Source organism: Vibrio sp. 10N.222.55.C6 (genome assembly GCF_041473395.1).
In the GTDB taxonomy this organism is placed as follows: Bacteria; Pseudomonadota; Gammaproteobacteria; order Enterobacterales; family Vibrionaceae; genus Vibrio; species Vibrio crassostreae_C.
On sequence record NZ_JBFRSD010000002.1, the window covers coordinates 1 to 15,081 of the forward strand.

Below are 15,081 nucleotides of genomic sequence, written 5' to 3' on the forward strand. Positions count from 1 at the left end.
GAGATACGAGATACGAGATAAATGGGGAGTTTAAAAAGGTTGTTGGGATAAAACAAAGGGAAGAAAAAAAATATCGTGGCATAGCCGGGGGGACTATACCACGGGTGCCAACGACACCTTCGCTTGCTGCCGGAGTGATATAGCAAAGCCATATCACCTCTGGAATAAAATTAAAGAGAAGTAGTTTCTCTTAGATGGAGTAACTATACGTCCAGCTACTTATTTTACTTATAAAATTAACGACAGATACCTATGATAAAACCGACATTTTCTCAAGTGGTTGATAATTAATGATTTGTTTTTGTTTGGGAGGGTTTGTACTAGTGAGGTAGTTCTCGCTAGTTGTTGAAAGTAACGTTTTTGACGTAAACGTTTTTAACGAAACTTACGAGTATGTATTTTCGAAAACATTGATTTCACACAATAGAATTGTGGGCATGTATGTGTATCATGGCGTTAATAACAATCTTTCTCATTATCAGTCACGAATTGGGTACTTATGAAACTCTCACAACTAGAGCAAGGAAAGGCGGCTTCTATTGTTGCACTAACAGGTTTAACACCAGACGTAAGGAAGAAACTTATGGTCATGGGTATGTTGCCAAAAACCGAGGTGACGCTTATCCGCCGTGCACCTATGGGTGATCCGCTTCAAGTTGAAGTGAGAGGTGTTTCTATCGCCATTCGTGAAAGCATTGCAGAACAAATCGAGGTTATCTAAATGGATTATCAAGTTCTTACCGTTGGTAACCCGAATAGTGGTAAAACAACACTGTTCAACGCACTGACTGGTGCTAAGCAGCACGTTGGTAACTGGGTTGGTGTCACTGTTGAAAAGAAGACGGGTTTATACTCGCACGCTGGTGATCAGTTTCAACTAACGGATTTACCGGGTATCTACGCACTAGACAGTGGTAATGATGCGAACAGCATCGATGAGTCTATCGCGTCTCGCGCTGTTTTAACTCACCCAGCAGATGTGATCATCAATGTTGTCGACGCTAACTGTCTAGAACGAAGCTTATATATGACATTACAGCTGCGTGAGTTGGGTCGCCCAATGATCGTTGTGTTGAACAAAATGGATGTATTAAAGCGCGAACGTCAGGTGATTAACCTTAAAGCACTAGAGAAAGAGCTAGGTTGCCCAGTTCTAAGCTTGTCTGCAAACGATAAAGGTCAAGTGGTTCGCTTTAAAGAGCGTCTGCATAAACTGCTTGTTCAAGGTGTGAGCCTTGACCCTATCTCTATTGATTACGATGCCGCGTTAGAAGCTCTTATCCCTTCTGTTGAGTCACAATTTGATGATGCTGACGTATCTCACCGAGCGCTAGCGATTCGTGCTTTAGAAAATGATTACTTGGTATTGAATGGTTTAGCCCCACAAACTCGCACTCAAATTGATAGCGTGCGTCTTGGTGCCGATTTCGATATTGACCTTGCTGTTGCTGACGCTAAATACACTTTCTTACATGACCTTTGTAAACGTGTTCGTCGCAGCGAAGGCAAACTAAGCCGTAACTTTACAGAGAAAGCAGACCAATTCATTTTGAACAAATGGGTCGGTATTCCTTTCTTCTTCGTTATCATGTACCTAATGTTCATGTTCTCTATCAATATCGGTAGTGCGTTTATCGACTTCTTCGATATTGGTGTTGGAGCAATATTAGTTGATGGTGGACACCACTTATTAGATGGCCATTTACCAGTTTGGTTAGTCACTGTACTTGCTGATGGTATTGGCGGCGGTATCCAAACGGTTGCGACCTTTATTCCTGTTATCGCAGCGCTTTACCTATTCTTAGCGGTACTAGAAAGCTCAGGCTACATGGCTCGTGCTGCATTTGTACTTGATAAAGTGATGCAGAAGATTGGTTTACCGGGTAAAGCATTTGTCCCACTTGTACTGGGCTTTGGTTGTAACGTGCCTTCAATCATGGCAACTCGTACTCTTGACCAAGAGCGCGAACGTAAACTAGCAGCATCAATGGCGCCGTTTATGTCATGTGGTGCTCGTTTACCGGTATACGCACTGTTCGCGGCGGCGTTCTTCCCAGGTGCAGGACAAAACGTAGTATTCGCTCTGTACATCATGGGTATCGTTGCTTCTGTATTTACGGGTTTGTTCCTGAAAAACACGATCTACCCAGGTAGCAGTGATAGCTTAGTGATGGAAATGCCAGATTACGAATTGCCGACAGTGCAAAACGTAATGTTGAAAACTTGGCAGAAGCTGAAGCGTTTCGTACTTGGTGCAGGTAAAACAATCGTGATGGTTGTGGCTATTCTTAGCTTCCTAAACTCTCTAGGTATGGACGGCAGCTTTGGTAACGAAGATAGCGAAAACTCAGTACTGTCTAGAGCAGCTCAAGTTGTAACACCTGTATTCCAACCAATTGGTATTACTGAAGAGAACTGGCCTGCAACGGTTGGTATCATCACAGGTATTTTCGCTAAAGAAGCCGTTGTTGGTACATTAAATAGCCTATATACAACGCCTTCTGATGAAGAAGCAGCTGAGTTTGACTTAGCAGCAAGCCTGCAAGAAGCGGTAATGACGATCCCTGAAAACCTAGCCGGATTGAGCTACTCAGATCCATTAGGTATTGAAGTTGGCGACTTGTCTGACTCTAATTCTGTAGCAGCTGACCAAGAAGTCGATACCTCTATCTTTGGTAACTTGAAAGACAAGTTTGTATCTGGTCATGCGGCATTCGCTTACTTGATTCTTATCCTGCTTTACACGCCTTGTGTGGCCGCGATGGGTGCTTATGTTCGTGAATTTGGTCAGACGTTTGCACGCTTCATCGCGGTTTGGACGATGGCTCTTGGTTACTTTGGTGCGACTTTCTACTACCAAGCGGCAAACTTTGCTGCGCATCCTGTGACAAGTGCAGTATGGATGGTGGCGATTGCTGGTGGTTTTGTGGTGACGTATCGCGTCTTCAAGAAAGTGGGCAGTAAGCAGAAAGCACTAGAGGTGCAAGTAGTATGATTTTAACTGAACTTCATCAATACATTGATAGCCACGGCGTTGCGGCTCGTAAAGAGCTCGCTGCAAAGTTTGGCATGAGTGAAGATGGCGTCGATGCGATGCTGAGTGTTTGGGTCAAGAAAGGGAAAGTTTCTCGCTTGGTCGATACGAATAAGCATGGTCATACAACGCGTATTCGCTACACCATCAGCAAACAAGATGGTTTGTCGCTTAACGTGATGATGTAGTTCGGTCTTCAGACTCTCGTTGAAAAAGGCGAGATTAGAAAATGACAAAGCCGCTTATCTAAGATGAGCGGCTTTTTGTTATGTGTCTTTTCTGAAGTGTTTTGCTTTAAAGCTCAATGAGATGAACTCGAATTATGCTTTCTTGAAGATAGAGCTCAGTGACAGAACGTTTTGGATTCGAGTCAGGATAGCGGCTTGATCTTCTTCACTGCGCTGTTCGCCTTTTGTATTACCCCATACTGGGCCGGGCCAAGCAATGTCGTCTTTGAAGCGTGCAATATGGTGGATGTGCAGTTGTGGCACCATATTACCCAGCGCACCAAGGTTCAATTTGTCTGGTTGGAACGTTGCTTCTAATGCTTGGCTTACCGCCTGAGATTCATGTAGGAACTGCTGTTGCTCTTTCATTGGTAAGTGGTGCAACTCTTTTAGGTTGGCACGTTTTGGTACCAAGATAACCCAAGGCACTGCGTTATCTTTGTGTAGCAGGGCTAAGCTCAGTGGAAATTCGCCGATAAGTGTGGTGTCTTTCGCAAGTTGCGGGTGAAGTTCGAAGCTCATGATCTTTCCAATTAATTGTTTTACATGAGTATAAGGTCGAAGTTTGAATGTGGCTAGGGCTTACGTTCTCAATAAGCAGATTCCCTATCACGTTCGTCCCTCACTGTAGGGAATGATGGTGAGAAGAGGGATAACGATTTGGTGTGGTTTGATGGCGCATCATTGATGTTGTCTTGGATTCACTACACCTATTCTCGTCATCTCCTAGAGCGACGAATGAGCGTAATAGGAGATCTCTTGCTGTGTAGGTTAGCTAATCGCTTAAATAATCGAGTAAACAAACCTCCAGACAAAAAAAAGGTTGACGCTTTCACGTCAACCTTTCTAATTTTCTCGAATCTCGAATCTCGAATCTCGAATCTCGAATCTCGAATCTCGAATCTCGAATCGCTTACATGCGCTCTAGAGTGTCGATACCTAGAAGCGATAGACCTTGCTTGATCGTCTTCGCTGTTAGTGCAGCAAGCTTCAGACGGCTCTGCTTAACAGCTTCGTCTTCAGCAACTAGGATAGGGCACGCTTCGTAGAAGCTAGAGAATTGACCAGCTAGTTCGAACAGGTAGCTACACATGATGTGTGGTTGACCTTCACGAGCAACAGACTGTACTGCTTCTTCAAACTGTAGAAGTTTCGCGATAAGCGCTTTCTCTTTCTCTTCAGTGATTTTGATTTCACCTTCAAGCGAGTCCATAGAAATGCCAGCTTTAGCAAATACAGAAGCAACACGAGTGTATGCGTACTGCATGTATGGTGCTGTGTTGCCTTCGAATGCAAGCATGTTGTCCCAATCGAACACGTAGTCAGTAGTGCGGTGCTTAGAAAGGTCTGCGTACTTAACCGCTGCCATAGCAACAGTGTTCGCGATCGCTTTCTTCTCGTCTTCTGCTAGTTCTGGGTTCTTAGATTCGATTAGCTGCGCTGCACGAACTTCGGCTTCATCAAGAAGATCAGCAAGACGAACAGTACCGCCTGCACGAGTCTTGAATGGTTTACCGTCTTTACCTAGCATCATGCCGAATGCGTGGTGCTCAAGAGAAACAGATTCTGGGATGTAACCTGCTTTACGAACGATAGTCCAAGCTTGCATTAGGTGCTGGTGTTGACGTGAGTCGATGAAGTAAAGAACGCGGTCTGCGCCTAGTTCTTCAAAACGGTATTTTGCACAAGCAATATCGGTTGTTGTGTAAAGGAAGCCGCCGTCGCGTTTCTGGATGATAACGCCCATTGGGTCACCATCTTTGTTTTTGTATTCGTCTAGGAATACAACTTGTGCGCCGTCATCTTCTTTAGCAAGACCTTGCTCTTTCAGATCCGCAACAATAGTTGGAAGCATGTGGTTGTACATGCTTTCGCCCATTACGTCATCACGTGTTAGAGACACGTTTAGACGATCGTAGTTGCGTTGGTTTTGAATCATTGTTACGTCAACAAGCTTCTTCCACATCTCTGCGCAGAACTCGTCGCCGCTTTGCAGTTTAACAACGTAGCCACGTGCTTTAACTGCGAACTCTTCGTCTTCATCGTAGAGCTTTTTAGATTCACGGTAGAAGCCTTCAAGGTCAGCAAGTTCCATTGAAACTTCACCAGACTCAGCCTGAACGCGCTCAAGGTTTGCGATAAGCATACCGAATTGAGTACCCCAGTCACCGATGTGGTTAGCGCGGATAACGTTGTGGCCTAGAAATTCTAGAGTACGAACTACTGCATCACCGATGATAGTTGAACGTAGGTGACCAACGTGCATTTCTTTAGCAACGTTTGGCGCAGAGTAATCCGCAACAATAGTTTGCGTTTCAGCAACGGCAACACCAAGGCGAGAGTCAGCCAATGCTGCGTCTGCTTGTTTGGCTAGGAAAGCTTCATCTAGGAAGATGTTTAGGAAACCCGGACCTGCGATTTCAACTTTAGACGCGATACCGTCTAGGTTTAGAACGTCCAATACTTTTTGAGCAAATTCTCGTGGGTTAGTGCCTAGTCGTTTAGCAACGCCCATAACGCCGTTTGCTTGGTAGTCACCAAACTGTGGTTTTGCAGATTGACGAACAGCAGCAGGAGAGCCTGCAGGTGCGCCAGCGGCTTCTAGAGCCTGAGATACTTTGTCATTAATAAGTGCTTGGATATTCACACGCGTTTCCTTCAATTCAAGGATGATAAGAGTGGCCGTTAATTCTTGGTCATTAAATTGGTTAATTATGCTTCTAGTTAACGATTTAATGCCAAAATCAGCAGCAGACTCTGTTTAAGTTCACAGAAATGGCGGTAATCATACCAATTTTGTGCGGTTTCTTATAGGTCGAATTGATAGAAAATTAACATTTCCTGAGTGGTTTTTGACAATCGACTTTTAGCAAGACGCGTTTGCATGTTTAAGGAGCGAAAAGAACATAGTTATTGAGTGTTTTTTGTAAAAGCAACGCTTGTTGCAAAAGGCAAAACTGATAACATGCAGCCATTATTTGGAGAACACAGACAATGATGATGAGCCTGAAGCAAGCTGAACTAGAACCACAACAAATGATCGCCCGCCTTGATACTTTTATGGCAAAAATCGAGAGCCTAGGAAATACATTAGGTTTGGATTTAAGCTTTGCTCAAGCGGATCATATTGCGCTGCGAATCAATGACACTGAGCTAGCGAAATCTGCCCATCAAGCGTGGTCTGAGTACGGCTCTACGATTTCTGAGGCGATGATTAATGGTCGTCCAATTGTGGTGTTGGCTTTCGATGAACCCTTGCAAAGCCTTGGCTGGAAAATTGAATGTTTGGAGCTGCCATATCCAGCAGAAGGTAAGATTTACCCAAGCCAAGATTGGGAACATGTAGAGTTTGTGATTCCTTCTCATGCCCAAACAGCTGATGAGTATCTAGCGGATCTTAAAGAAACTTACCCGCAGTTCGCTGCTAACTTTGAAACGCTGGGTGAGCAAGGCGTTAAGATCAAACTCTCTAGCCCGAAAGGCGAGGGTGAACGCTTGAATAACCCAACAGTGGCTTTTAAACATCAAGGGATTTGCATCAAGCTGCATCCACACTCTTTGAAGAAGATTGTGGAATCAGAACAGGCTTAATTTGAATAGAGAGTTGCTAGGAAAGAGATTCCTGATCTCGCCTTGGCTCGTCGGAATGACGGGGTGTTCGATGAAATTTTCCAGAGTCTATCTTTGGATAGTGACAGACTGAGCGTTCGAGAGCGTATGTTAGAGCCTATAGCTCGAAGGTTCATCACCGAGTTCGTCATTCCTGATAGCGACGAAGGAGCGTAGTCGGGAATCTCTCAAAGCGAGTCTGATCATCAGATACAAAAAACGCGCGATGGGCTTTCCCTATTGCGCGTTTTTTATTGGGTTCTAACTGGAAGTCTTACCGGAAATCGAATATCCGATTTACAGAATTACAGTCTTGTTGCCGTAAACAAACACATGATCATTGATCACCTTGTTTAACGCCTTACTTAATACATTCTTCTCTACGTCACGACCGGCTTGTGCCATGTCTTTCGCGCTGAAGTTGTGATCCACAGGGATAACATCTTGCTTGATGATTGGACCTTCATCCAAATCATTCGTCACAAAGTGTGCCGTTGCGCCAATGATCTTCACGCCGCGCTCATACGCTTGTTGGTATGGCTTCGCGCCAATAAATGCTGGCAAGAAGCTGTGGTGGATATTGATGATCTTGTGGTGGTATTTTTCAACAAAACCTGGTGTCAGCACTCGCATGTACTTAGCCAAAACAAGGTAATCCGCCTCGTACTGGTCAATCACTTCTAGCATCTTCTTCTCATGTTCTTCACGGTTTAGCCCTTCGTGAGAAACATGGTGGTAAGGGATGTCAAAACGCTCGGTTAGGCTTTGTAGAATGTCGTAGTTACCGACAACGGCCGCAATTTCAACGTCTAAGCTGCCATCGAAGTTCTTCATTAGAATGTCGCCAAGGCAGTGTGCTTCCTTGGTCACGAGTATCACAACACGCTTGCGAGACGAATCAACAAGCTTACGTTTCGTATTTGGTGGCAGGGCTTGGTCTAAATCGGCAAGCAAGGTTTCATCATTGAAATAGCCTTCCAGCTCGGTGCGCATAAAGAAGTGGCCACTTGTGTTATCTACGAACTCATTGTTGTGAATAATATTGAGTTGGTGCTTATAACAAATATTGGTGATCTTAGAGATGAGGCCCGGGGCATCAGTACAATGTGTTAGTAAAGTTTTTCTTTCCATTTGCATCTTACTTCCATGAAATGTTGCACTTATTATATGAAATAGGGATTCTTCAAATTTAATGCAGGCCGTCGAACGGTGAACTGAGCCGCAATATCACCGTTATAATTAATCTATTATCAAGTTGGTTTCAACAAATTCTGCTGCTGATTTATCGCTTTGATAAATTGTTTGATATAGAAATATCAGTTTTTAGATAGAAAAACAGGCAGAAGCTTCATTTTTAAAAGTTTTGACCGTAGTACGCATTTGAACTTCAACCGAGGCATTTACGCCTTGGCCAAAAATAGAGGTGATACTTATGGATAAAGAGTTACTAGCCAAAAAACTGTACTGCAAGCGAGTGAATTCATTGGCGAGAGGTACCGAATTAGATGGTCATGTTCTAGATGAAATGTGGGAAAGTAAGACCTCACCAACCGATGCAGCGAAAGCCATACAGCCTGGTGATAACCATTTTGAAGGTGCTCCTTGGCTATCACGTTATCTCAGTCGAAAATAAAAACGATTCTCTAATTCCTACTTCTTCAATTCTTACCTTCAAGGTAACTTAAGCCACGTCAAGCCAAACCAAACACCTCCGGTGCGAAGTCATTCTTGATTCGCGCCGGCTCACTAAACCTGCCATAATTCTCCTTCTCTTTTTCTAAACTTCGTACTCTATGATATCTAAAACGTTTTCTGCTGATGGCGCTCTGGGCAAAGCTATCCCTGGGTTTCAACCAAGACAAGCTCAGTTAGACATGGCTGAAGCGGTTTCACAAGCTATTGAAAATCAAAGCCAGTTGGTTGTTGAGGCTGGAACAGGTACTGGTAAGACGTTTGCTTACCTAGTGCCTGCGCTGCTTAGTGGCAAGAAAACCATCATTAGTACGGGGTCTAAAAACCTTCAAGAACAGCTGTTTCACCGAGATTTACCCTTGATGGTCGATGCGCTTGGCTTTTATGGTCAAGTTGCGTTGCTCAAAGGACGTTCAAACTATTTGTGTTTGGACAGACTCAGCCGCCAAATGATCGAGAGTCATGGTGCTCATACCGATCCAACGCTGCTGGCTCAGTTAGTCAAAGTTCGTAGTTGGTCGTCATCCACTCAAACGGGTGATTTAGGCGATTGTGATGATATCGCTGAAGACAGCCCGGTTATTCCAACCATTACCTCGACCAATGATAATTGCTTGGGTAAAGAGTGCCCAAGCTATACCGATTGCTTTGTGCTTAAAGCGCGTAAAAAAGCGATGGATTCCGATGTGGTGGTCGTAAACCACCACCTTTTCCTAGCTGATTTGGCGATCAAAGAAACCGGATTTGGCGAATTGATACCTGAAGCTGACGTGTTTATTTTCGATGAAGCACATCAACTTCCTGACATCGCCAGCCAGTACTTCGGACAATCGGTTTCCAGTCGACAAATCCAAGAACTAGCCAAAGACATTGAAATCGCTTACCGCACTGAAGCCAAAGACATGCGGCAGCTGCAAAAGGTTGGCGAGAGGCTCATTCAATCAGCCGCCGATTTACGCATTGTGCTCGGCGACACCGGCTTTCGTGGTAACTGGCGTGAAGCATTGAAGTCAGAGTCGATTGTGAGAGAGCTCGTGCGTTTACAAGATGCGTTGCAACTGGCTGTGGATGTATTGAAATTAGCATTGGGTCGAAGCCAGTTGTTAGACACGGCTTTTGAGCGTGCAACCATGATTAAGTCGCGTATCGAACGTGTGTGTGATGTGTCGATTACCGGTTATTCCTATTGGTATGACACCACGCCACGCCACTTTGCTTTGCACATCACGCCTCTTTCGGTTGCGGATAAATTCCATGAGCAGATTGAGCTAAAACCGGGTGCTTGGGTGTTTACCTCTGCAACTTTGGCTGTGTCGGATGATTTCGACCATTTCACCTCTCGACTCGGGTTAAAACCGTCAGCACAGTTTTCACTGCCAAGCCCGTTTGACTATCCAAATCAGGCGCGTTTGTGTGTGCCTCGTTATCTTCCCGAACCAAATAGCCCGGGTTTAGCGGATAAGCTAGTAAGAATGCTGACTCCTGTGATTGAGCAAAACCAAGGTCGCTGTTTCTTCTTGTGCACCTCACACAGCATGATGAAAGAGTTGGGGGAACGATTCCGTGAAACGCTCTCGGTTCCCGTTCTGCTACAAGGTGAGACAAGTAAGCAAAAAACCTTAGCCGAATTCATGGAATTAGGTAACGCATTGCTGGTGGCCACTGGCGCCTTCTGGGAAGGTATAGATGTTAGGGGCGACGCATTAAGCTGTGTTATCATCGATAAATTGCCCTTTACCGCCCCAGACGACCCGTTACTTAAGGCTCGAATCGAGGACTGTAAGCTGAAAGGGGGTGATCCTTTTGCACAAGTACAGTTACCAGACGCAGTGATTACCTTAAAACAAGGTGTTGGCCGATTAATACGTGATAAACGTGATAATGGCGCTTTAATTATTTGCGATAACCGCTTGGTGACCCGCGATTACGGTGGTGTGTTTTTGGCGAGTTTACCGCCTATCCCACGTACCCGTGACTTAGGGGTCATTAAAGAATTCTTAGCTAAAGACCATTCAACCGCTGCTGAGTAATTGGCATTGTTGAGTTTAGCCATTATTTTTAGATTAGATAACGAATATTTGAGACACAAATGAGCGCGAAAATTCTTGCAGTAGATACCGCAACTGAAAACTGTTCAGTTGCATTAGTAATTGGTGACCAGGTGTTCGCACGTAGCGAAGAGGCTCCTCGAGACCATACAAAAAAAATTCTACCTATGGTGGATGAAGTACTGAAAGAAGCGAATGTCGCTTTAACCGATATCGATGCTATCGCGTTTGGCCAAGGCCCAGGCAGTTTCACGGGTGTGCGTATTGGTATTGGTATTGCTCAGGGCTTGGCTTTTGGTGCGGATTTACCAATGATTGGTGTCTCTACACTGGCAGCGATGGCGCAAGGCAGCTACCGTAAATTTGGTGAAACTCATGTAGCAACAGCGATTGATGCGCGTATGAGCGAAGTGTACTGGGCTCGTTACAGCCGCGAACAAGATGGTCGTTGGACTGCGGTTGATGCCGAATGTGTAACGCCACCAAGTGAACTGGCTGCGCAGTTAGAAGCAGATTCTGAAATATGGGCGAAAGTCGGTACCGGCTGGGAAGCTTATGCCGAGCATATGGATACACTTGCGATCAACACCAAAGCGTGTGAAGTGCTATTCCCAGAAGCTCAAGATATGGCGTTCCTTGCTCAATTTGCTTACGCAGAAGGTAAAGCGGTTGCAGCAGAAGAATCTGAGCCAGTTTATCTTCGTGACAAAGTGACTTGGAAGAAACTGCCAGGTCGCGAATAATTTTTACAAGGTTCTGATGCAAATTAGGTCTAAATGCGTATTATTTAGATTTGAGAGGGCAGATATTTAGTCATGGTATCAATTAACAACTTACCTCCTTCTTCGATAGGCAGCACGTCTAAGCCGAATCGAATTAAAAAGAAGGAGCAGGCAAAAAAATCTGATGCTAGCACTGCGGTTGGGCAACCGACTAAGGTCGCTAATGCTGTTTCTCACTCTATTCGTCAAGTTAAAGAGTCTGAGCTACACAAGGCTCAAATCCAGTATGATCTTCCAGAAGGCCGAGGACGTAAGGCTATGGAAGAGTATATGGATGTAATGAATCAGGCGAAGAAAGAAGAACTTGCAAAGCTTATCGGTGTCGATATCTACATCTAGAGCTTCTTATTAATGCCTGTTTAAGGACCAGAACCATGTCAAATTATCTCTCTAAATTACGCTTAATAGCCTTTTCTCTTGGTGTATTGGTACTTGCCGGGTGTTCATCACTTCCTAGCGAGCTTGAAGCAAAATCAGAGCCTGTAATTAGCGATTACCAACAGTGGGTCGACCAACTACCGGATGCGCAAAGTGTTCGATTAGGTGGCGTTATCTCTAAAGTGACCAACTTGAAAGATAAGACTCGAATCGAAGTCGCTAATATGCCGATTTCGAGTAGCGGTAAGCCAGATCTAGACGCAGAGCCAAGCGGACGTTTTGTTGGTTATATTGAAGGGTACGTTGAGCCTCTAAGCTTTGCAGAAGGTCGTCTGATTACTTTGGTTGGTCAGTCAATTGGAAGTGAAGATGGAAAAATAGGGGAATACCCTTACACCTTCCCTGTAATGAAAGTAGACAACCAACGCCTGTGGAACATTACTGAGCGCGTTGTTGTTAACGATTTTGCACCAACCTACTACTCGTGCAGAAGTTTACATTGCCGCAGTTTTCAAACGATGCCAAGACAAGGTCGAGTGATACAAGACGTAGAGTAATTAACTTTATCCGATGTTGATTACGCAAACAGATGGAACTACATGTTTGATGATTGAAAAGTCATACTCCCTCGCGAGCGGGACGCTTGCAACACAACAGATTGGCAACCCACAAACGACCGCAACGACGGTCGTTTTTATTCATGGGTGGTTGGATAATTCGTCCAGCTTTAATCAGGTTATGCAGCAAGTCGCCAAGTTTGCGCCCAATGCTCACCTTGTTGCTATCGATCTCTTCGGACACGGCTTCTCGTCGCACAAATCGGGAAGTTACTACCCATTTCATGATTATATAGATGACTTGCATCAGTTGGTGACTAAATTATCGCCAAACAGACTGGTACTGGTAGGACATTCACTTGGTGCATTGATAGCAAGTTGCTATAGTGCCGCCTTTCCTGAAAAGGTGTCAGGATTAATTCAAATTGAAGGTCACGGACCTCTTTCAGAAGCTCCCCAAGAAACGGTTTCTCGCTTGAGAGATGGGGTACTCAGTCGTCTTCGACAGCGAAGAAAGCCTTCACGTCCTCTGGCAAGCCTTGAGGATGCTATTAAGCTGAGAGCTCACGCCAATCAAATCAATGCTGAATTAATTGCTCCTATTGTCGAGCGAGGAATTGTCGAGTTAGATAACTCTTGGCAATGGCGATGCGACCCTAACCTAAAATGTGACTCGTTATATCGAATGTCACAGGCGCACGCTGAAGCGATCATGGCGGCTATTGAATGCCCTCAATTAATAGTTTTAGGAAATGATGGATTCCGACATTTGCAGCATACTCGCTACAAATCAGCCCATAGTTCTCTGAATATAGAGACTGTTCCTGGCGGACATCATTGCCATTTAGAGAGCCCGGAGCTAGTTTCAGAGCTAATTCTTGGTGTAGTTAACAAAATTTAAACAAGTGTTTGAGCCTTTTAGTGCTCATGCACTAAAGCTGTGCTGTAATACCGCAATGATAAAAAGCGGCGAAGCAGTCGTCAGCTGATAAACGAGGAGTAACATAGTGGACAAACCTTGGCTTTCACGTTATCCAAGTGACGTACCAGAAACGATCAACCCAGATCAGTACCCATCTCTTGTAGAAATGTTTGAACAGTCGGTACAGAAGTACGCGGACCAACCTGCATTCGAGAACATGGGCTCGATTATGACATTCCGTAAGCTTGAAGAGCGCAGCCGTGCTTTTGCCGCTTACCTACAGAATGACTTGAAACTGAAGAAGGGCGATCGCGTCGCGCTAATGATGCCAAACCTACTGCAATACCCAATTGCACTATTTGGTGTATTGCGTGCAGGTATGATTGCAGTGAACGTCAACCCACTGTACACACCTCGTGAGCTTGAACATCAACTGAACGATTCTGGTGCAAAGGCGATTGTTATCGTATCTAACTTTGCGAGCACGCTAGAGAAAGTCGTTGATAACACGCCGGTTAAACACGTTGTTCTAACTAGCCTAGGGCAAATGCTGCCACGCGCGAAAGGGACAATTGTCGACTTTGTAGTGAAATACGTAAAAGGCATGGTGCCTAAGTATGATCTGCCGGGTGCTATCTCATTCAGAAAAGCGCTGCACAAAGGTCGTCGTCTTCAATATGTGAAACCGTTCATGGCGGGTGATGACATCGCGTTCCTACAGTACACTGGTGGTACAACAGGTGTAGCGAAGGGCGCAATCCTAACGCACCGCAATATGATTGCGAACGTACTTCAAGCGAAAGGGGCTTACGGTCCTGTTCTGCAAGAAGGCCGCGAGTTGGTTGTAACGGCATTACCGCTTTACCACGTATTTGCACTGACGGTGAACTGCTTACTGTTTGTTGAGATGGGTGGTCGTAACCTTCTAATTACTAACCCTCGTGACATTCCTGGCTTTATTAAAGAGCTGCAAAAGGTTCCGTTTACCGCAATTACCGGCGTAAACACCTTGTTTAATGCGCTAGTTAATAACGAAGATTTCCACGAGTTGGATTTCAGTAACCTACGCCTATCTGTTGGCGGCGGCATGGCGGTTCAACGCGCTGTTGCTGAGCAATGGAAGAAAGCGACAGGCATTCACCTATTGGAAGGCTATGGCTTAACTGAGTGTTCACCACTGGTAACGGGTAACCCATACGACCTGAAAGACTACACAGGTGCTATCGGCCTACCAGTACCATCGACAGAAGTTCGTATTGTTGATGATGAAGGTAAGGTTATTGCTAATGACCAAGTAGGCGAGCTACAAGTTCGTGGCCCTCAAGTGATGCAAGGTTACTGGCAGCGCCCTGAAGCGACCAAAGAAGTGATCGATCAAGACGGTTGGTTATCGACAGGTGACATCGTTAAGTTTGATGACGAAGGCTTGTTGTACATCGTTGACCGTAAGAAGGACATGATTCTTGTATCAGGCTTCAACGTTTACCCGAACGAGATTGAAGACGTTGTGGCTCTGCATGGTAAAGTGCTTGAAGTAGCAGCTATCGGTCAACCTCATGAAGTGTCTGGTGAATTGGTTAAGATCTACGTTGTGAAGCGTGACCCTAGCCTGACCAAAGAAGACATTATCGCGCACTGTCGTGAGCACTTAACGGGTTACAAAATCCCTAAATTAGTCGAGTTCAGAGATGATCTTCCAAAGACTAACGTAGGTAAGATCTTACGCCGCGTACTGCGTGAAGAAAACGATGCAGAACTTGCGAAACGCGCTAGCGAATAATTAGCCCGTTTGCGCGAAAGTACTGCACCAAAACCATTGAGGCGCTTAATCT

Annotated in this window: 14 protein-coding genes; 11 read left to right on the forward strand and 3 right to left on the reverse strand. The window is 45.0% G+C overall.

Going from position 1 to position 15,081, the window contains the following annotated elements; translation table 11 throughout:
- The first annotated feature begins 499 nt into the window (after positions 1–499).
- The 3 genes from AB4486_RS01740 to AB4486_RS01750 are packed head-to-tail and all read left to right on the forward strand — an operon-like array spanning position 500 to position 3,222.
- A complete protein-coding gene (locus AB4486_RS01740) occupies positions 500–721 on the forward strand; it encodes a FeoA family protein (protein WP_004734203.1) in 222 nt (73 codons plus the stop codon).
- Positions 722–2,995: a Fe(2+) transporter permease subunit FeoB gene (gene feoB / locus AB4486_RS01745; protein ID WP_017061939.1), complete on the forward strand. Its 2,274-nt coding sequence runs from the start codon at positions 722–724 to the stop codon at positions 2,993–2,995. It abuts the gene before it with no gap.
- Complete coding sequence (locus AB4486_RS01750; RefSeq protein WP_017061938.1) at positions 2,992–3,222, forward strand: FeoC-like transcriptional regulator; 231 nt, start codon at positions 2,992–2,994, stop codon at positions 3,220–3,222. The genes feoB and AB4486_RS01750 overlap by 4 nt, the downstream gene beginning before the upstream one ends.
- Positions 3,223–3,354: 132 nt before the next feature.
- Here the strand turns inward: AB4486_RS01750 and AB4486_RS01755 are convergent, their stop codons facing one another.
- Both AB4486_RS01755 and argS read right to left on the reverse strand, forming a co-directional pair.
- Entirely contained in the window at positions 3,355–3,783 is a 429-nt protein-coding gene (locus AB4486_RS01755; protein WP_017061937.1) for an HIT domain-containing protein, read from the reverse strand.
- A 391-nt stretch (positions 3,784–4,174) separates the two neighbouring features.
- The gene (argS, locus tag AB4486_RS01760; protein ID WP_017067376.1) at positions 4,175–5,908 is read right to left on the reverse strand and encodes an arginine--tRNA ligase; all 1,734 of its coding nucleotides are present in this window, start codon (positions 5,906–5,908) and stop codon (positions 4,175–4,177) included.
- 347 nt (positions 5,909–6,255) lie between these two features.
- Between argS and AB4486_RS01765 the strand changes: the two genes are divergently transcribed.
- Entirely contained in the window at positions 6,256–6,852 is a 597-nt protein-coding gene (locus AB4486_RS01765) for a VOC family protein (RefSeq protein ID WP_102398069.1), read from the forward strand.
- A gap of 315 nt (positions 6,853–7,167) precedes the next feature.
- On the opposite strand, the gene purU is transcribed toward AB4486_RS01765, so the two are convergent.
- Positions 7,168–8,001: a formyltetrahydrofolate deformylase gene (purU, locus tag AB4486_RS01770; RefSeq protein ID WP_029235131.1), complete on the reverse strand. Its 834-nt coding sequence runs from the start codon at positions 7,999–8,001 to the stop codon at positions 7,168–7,170.
- A gap of 301 nt (positions 8,002–8,302) precedes the next feature.
- Between purU and AB4486_RS01775 the strand changes: the two genes are divergently transcribed.
- The 7 genes from AB4486_RS01775 (at position 8,303) to fadD (ending at position 15,029) form a co-directional block, all read left to right on the forward strand.
- The gene (locus tag AB4486_RS01775) at positions 8,303–8,503 is read left to right on the forward strand and encodes a hypothetical protein (RefSeq protein WP_017062381.1); all 201 of its coding nucleotides are present in this window, start codon (positions 8,303–8,305) and stop codon (positions 8,501–8,503) included.
- 160 nt (positions 8,504–8,663) lie between these two features.
- Entirely contained in the window at positions 8,664–10,592 is a 1,929-nt protein-coding gene (locus tag AB4486_RS01780; RefSeq protein WP_372116354.1) for an ATP-dependent DNA helicase, read from the forward strand.
- Between the two features lie 59 nt (positions 10,593–10,651).
- Positions 10,652–11,353 carry a tRNA (adenosine(37)-N6)-threonylcarbamoyltransferase complex dimerization subunit type 1 TsaB gene (tsaB, locus tag AB4486_RS01785; RefSeq protein WP_017062379.1) on the forward strand — a complete coding sequence of 234 codons (702 nt, stop codon included), beginning with the start codon at positions 10,652–10,654 and terminating at the stop codon, positions 11,351–11,353.
- Between the two features lie 72 nt (positions 11,354–11,425).
- Complete coding sequence (locus AB4486_RS01790; RefSeq protein ID WP_017062378.1) at positions 11,426–11,731, forward strand: hypothetical protein; 306 nt, start codon at positions 11,426–11,428, stop codon at positions 11,729–11,731.
- Positions 11,732–11,766: 35 nt separating this feature from the next.
- Positions 11,767–12,327 carry a Slp family lipoprotein gene (locus tag AB4486_RS01795; RefSeq protein WP_017062377.1) on the forward strand — a complete coding sequence of 187 codons (561 nt, stop codon included), beginning with the start codon at positions 11,767–11,769 and terminating at the stop codon, positions 12,325–12,327.
- 49 nt (positions 12,328–12,376) lie between these two features.
- Positions 12,377–13,228 (forward strand): alpha/beta fold hydrolase, encoded by an 852-nt coding sequence (locus AB4486_RS01800; protein ID WP_372116517.1) that lies wholly within the window; start codon positions 12,377–12,379, stop codon positions 13,226–13,228.
- A 106-nt stretch (positions 13,229–13,334) separates the two neighbouring features.
- Positions 13,335–15,029, forward strand: a complete 1,695-nt coding sequence (gene fadD / locus AB4486_RS01805) for a long-chain-fatty-acid--CoA ligase FadD (protein WP_017062375.1) — start codon at positions 13,335–13,337, stop codon at positions 15,027–15,029.
- The last annotated feature ends 52 nt before the right edge of the window (positions 15,030–15,081 follow it).

What these genes read in the sequence shown, in the direction of transcription:
- AB4486_RS01740 (WP_004734203.1), top strand. Translation starts at nt 500, where the DNA reads ATGAAACTCTCACAACTAGAGCAAGGAAAGGCGGCTTCTATTGTTGCA.
- feoB (WP_017061939.1), top strand. Translation starts at nt 722, where the DNA reads ATGGATTATCAAGTTCTTACCGTTGGTAACCCGAATAGTGGTAAAACA.
- AB4486_RS01750 (WP_017061938.1), top strand. Translation starts at nt 2,992, where the DNA reads ATGATTTTAACTGAACTTCATCAATACATTGATAGCCACGGCGTTGCG.
- AB4486_RS01755 (WP_017061937.1), bottom strand. Translation starts at nt 3,783, where the DNA reads ATGAGCTTCGAACTTCACCCGCAACTTGCGAAAGACACCACACTTATC.
- AB4486_RS01765 (WP_102398069.1), top strand. Translation starts at nt 6,256, where the DNA reads ATGATGATGAGCCTGAAGCAAGCTGAACTAGAACCACAACAAATGATC.
- purU (WP_029235131.1), bottom strand. Translation starts at nt 8,001, where the DNA reads ATGGAAAGAAAAACTTTACTAACACATTGTACTGATGCCCCGGGCCTC.
- AB4486_RS01775 (WP_017062381.1), top strand. Translation starts at nt 8,303, where the DNA reads ATGGATAAAGAGTTACTAGCCAAAAAACTGTACTGCAAGCGAGTGAAT.
- AB4486_RS01780 (WP_372116354.1), top strand. Translation starts at nt 8,664, where the DNA reads ATGATATCTAAAACGTTTTCTGCTGATGGCGCTCTGGGCAAAGCTATC.
- tsaB (WP_017062379.1), top strand. Translation starts at nt 10,652, where the DNA reads ATGAGCGCGAAAATTCTTGCAGTAGATACCGCAACTGAAAACTGTTCA.
- AB4486_RS01790 (WP_017062378.1), top strand. Translation starts at nt 11,426, where the DNA reads ATGGTATCAATTAACAACTTACCTCCTTCTTCGATAGGCAGCACGTCT.
- AB4486_RS01795 (WP_017062377.1), top strand. Translation starts at nt 11,767, where the DNA reads ATGTCAAATTATCTCTCTAAATTACGCTTAATAGCCTTTTCTCTTGGT.
- AB4486_RS01800 (WP_372116517.1), top strand. Translation starts at nt 12,377, where the DNA reads ATGATTGAAAAGTCATACTCCCTCGCGAGCGGGACGCTTGCAACACAA.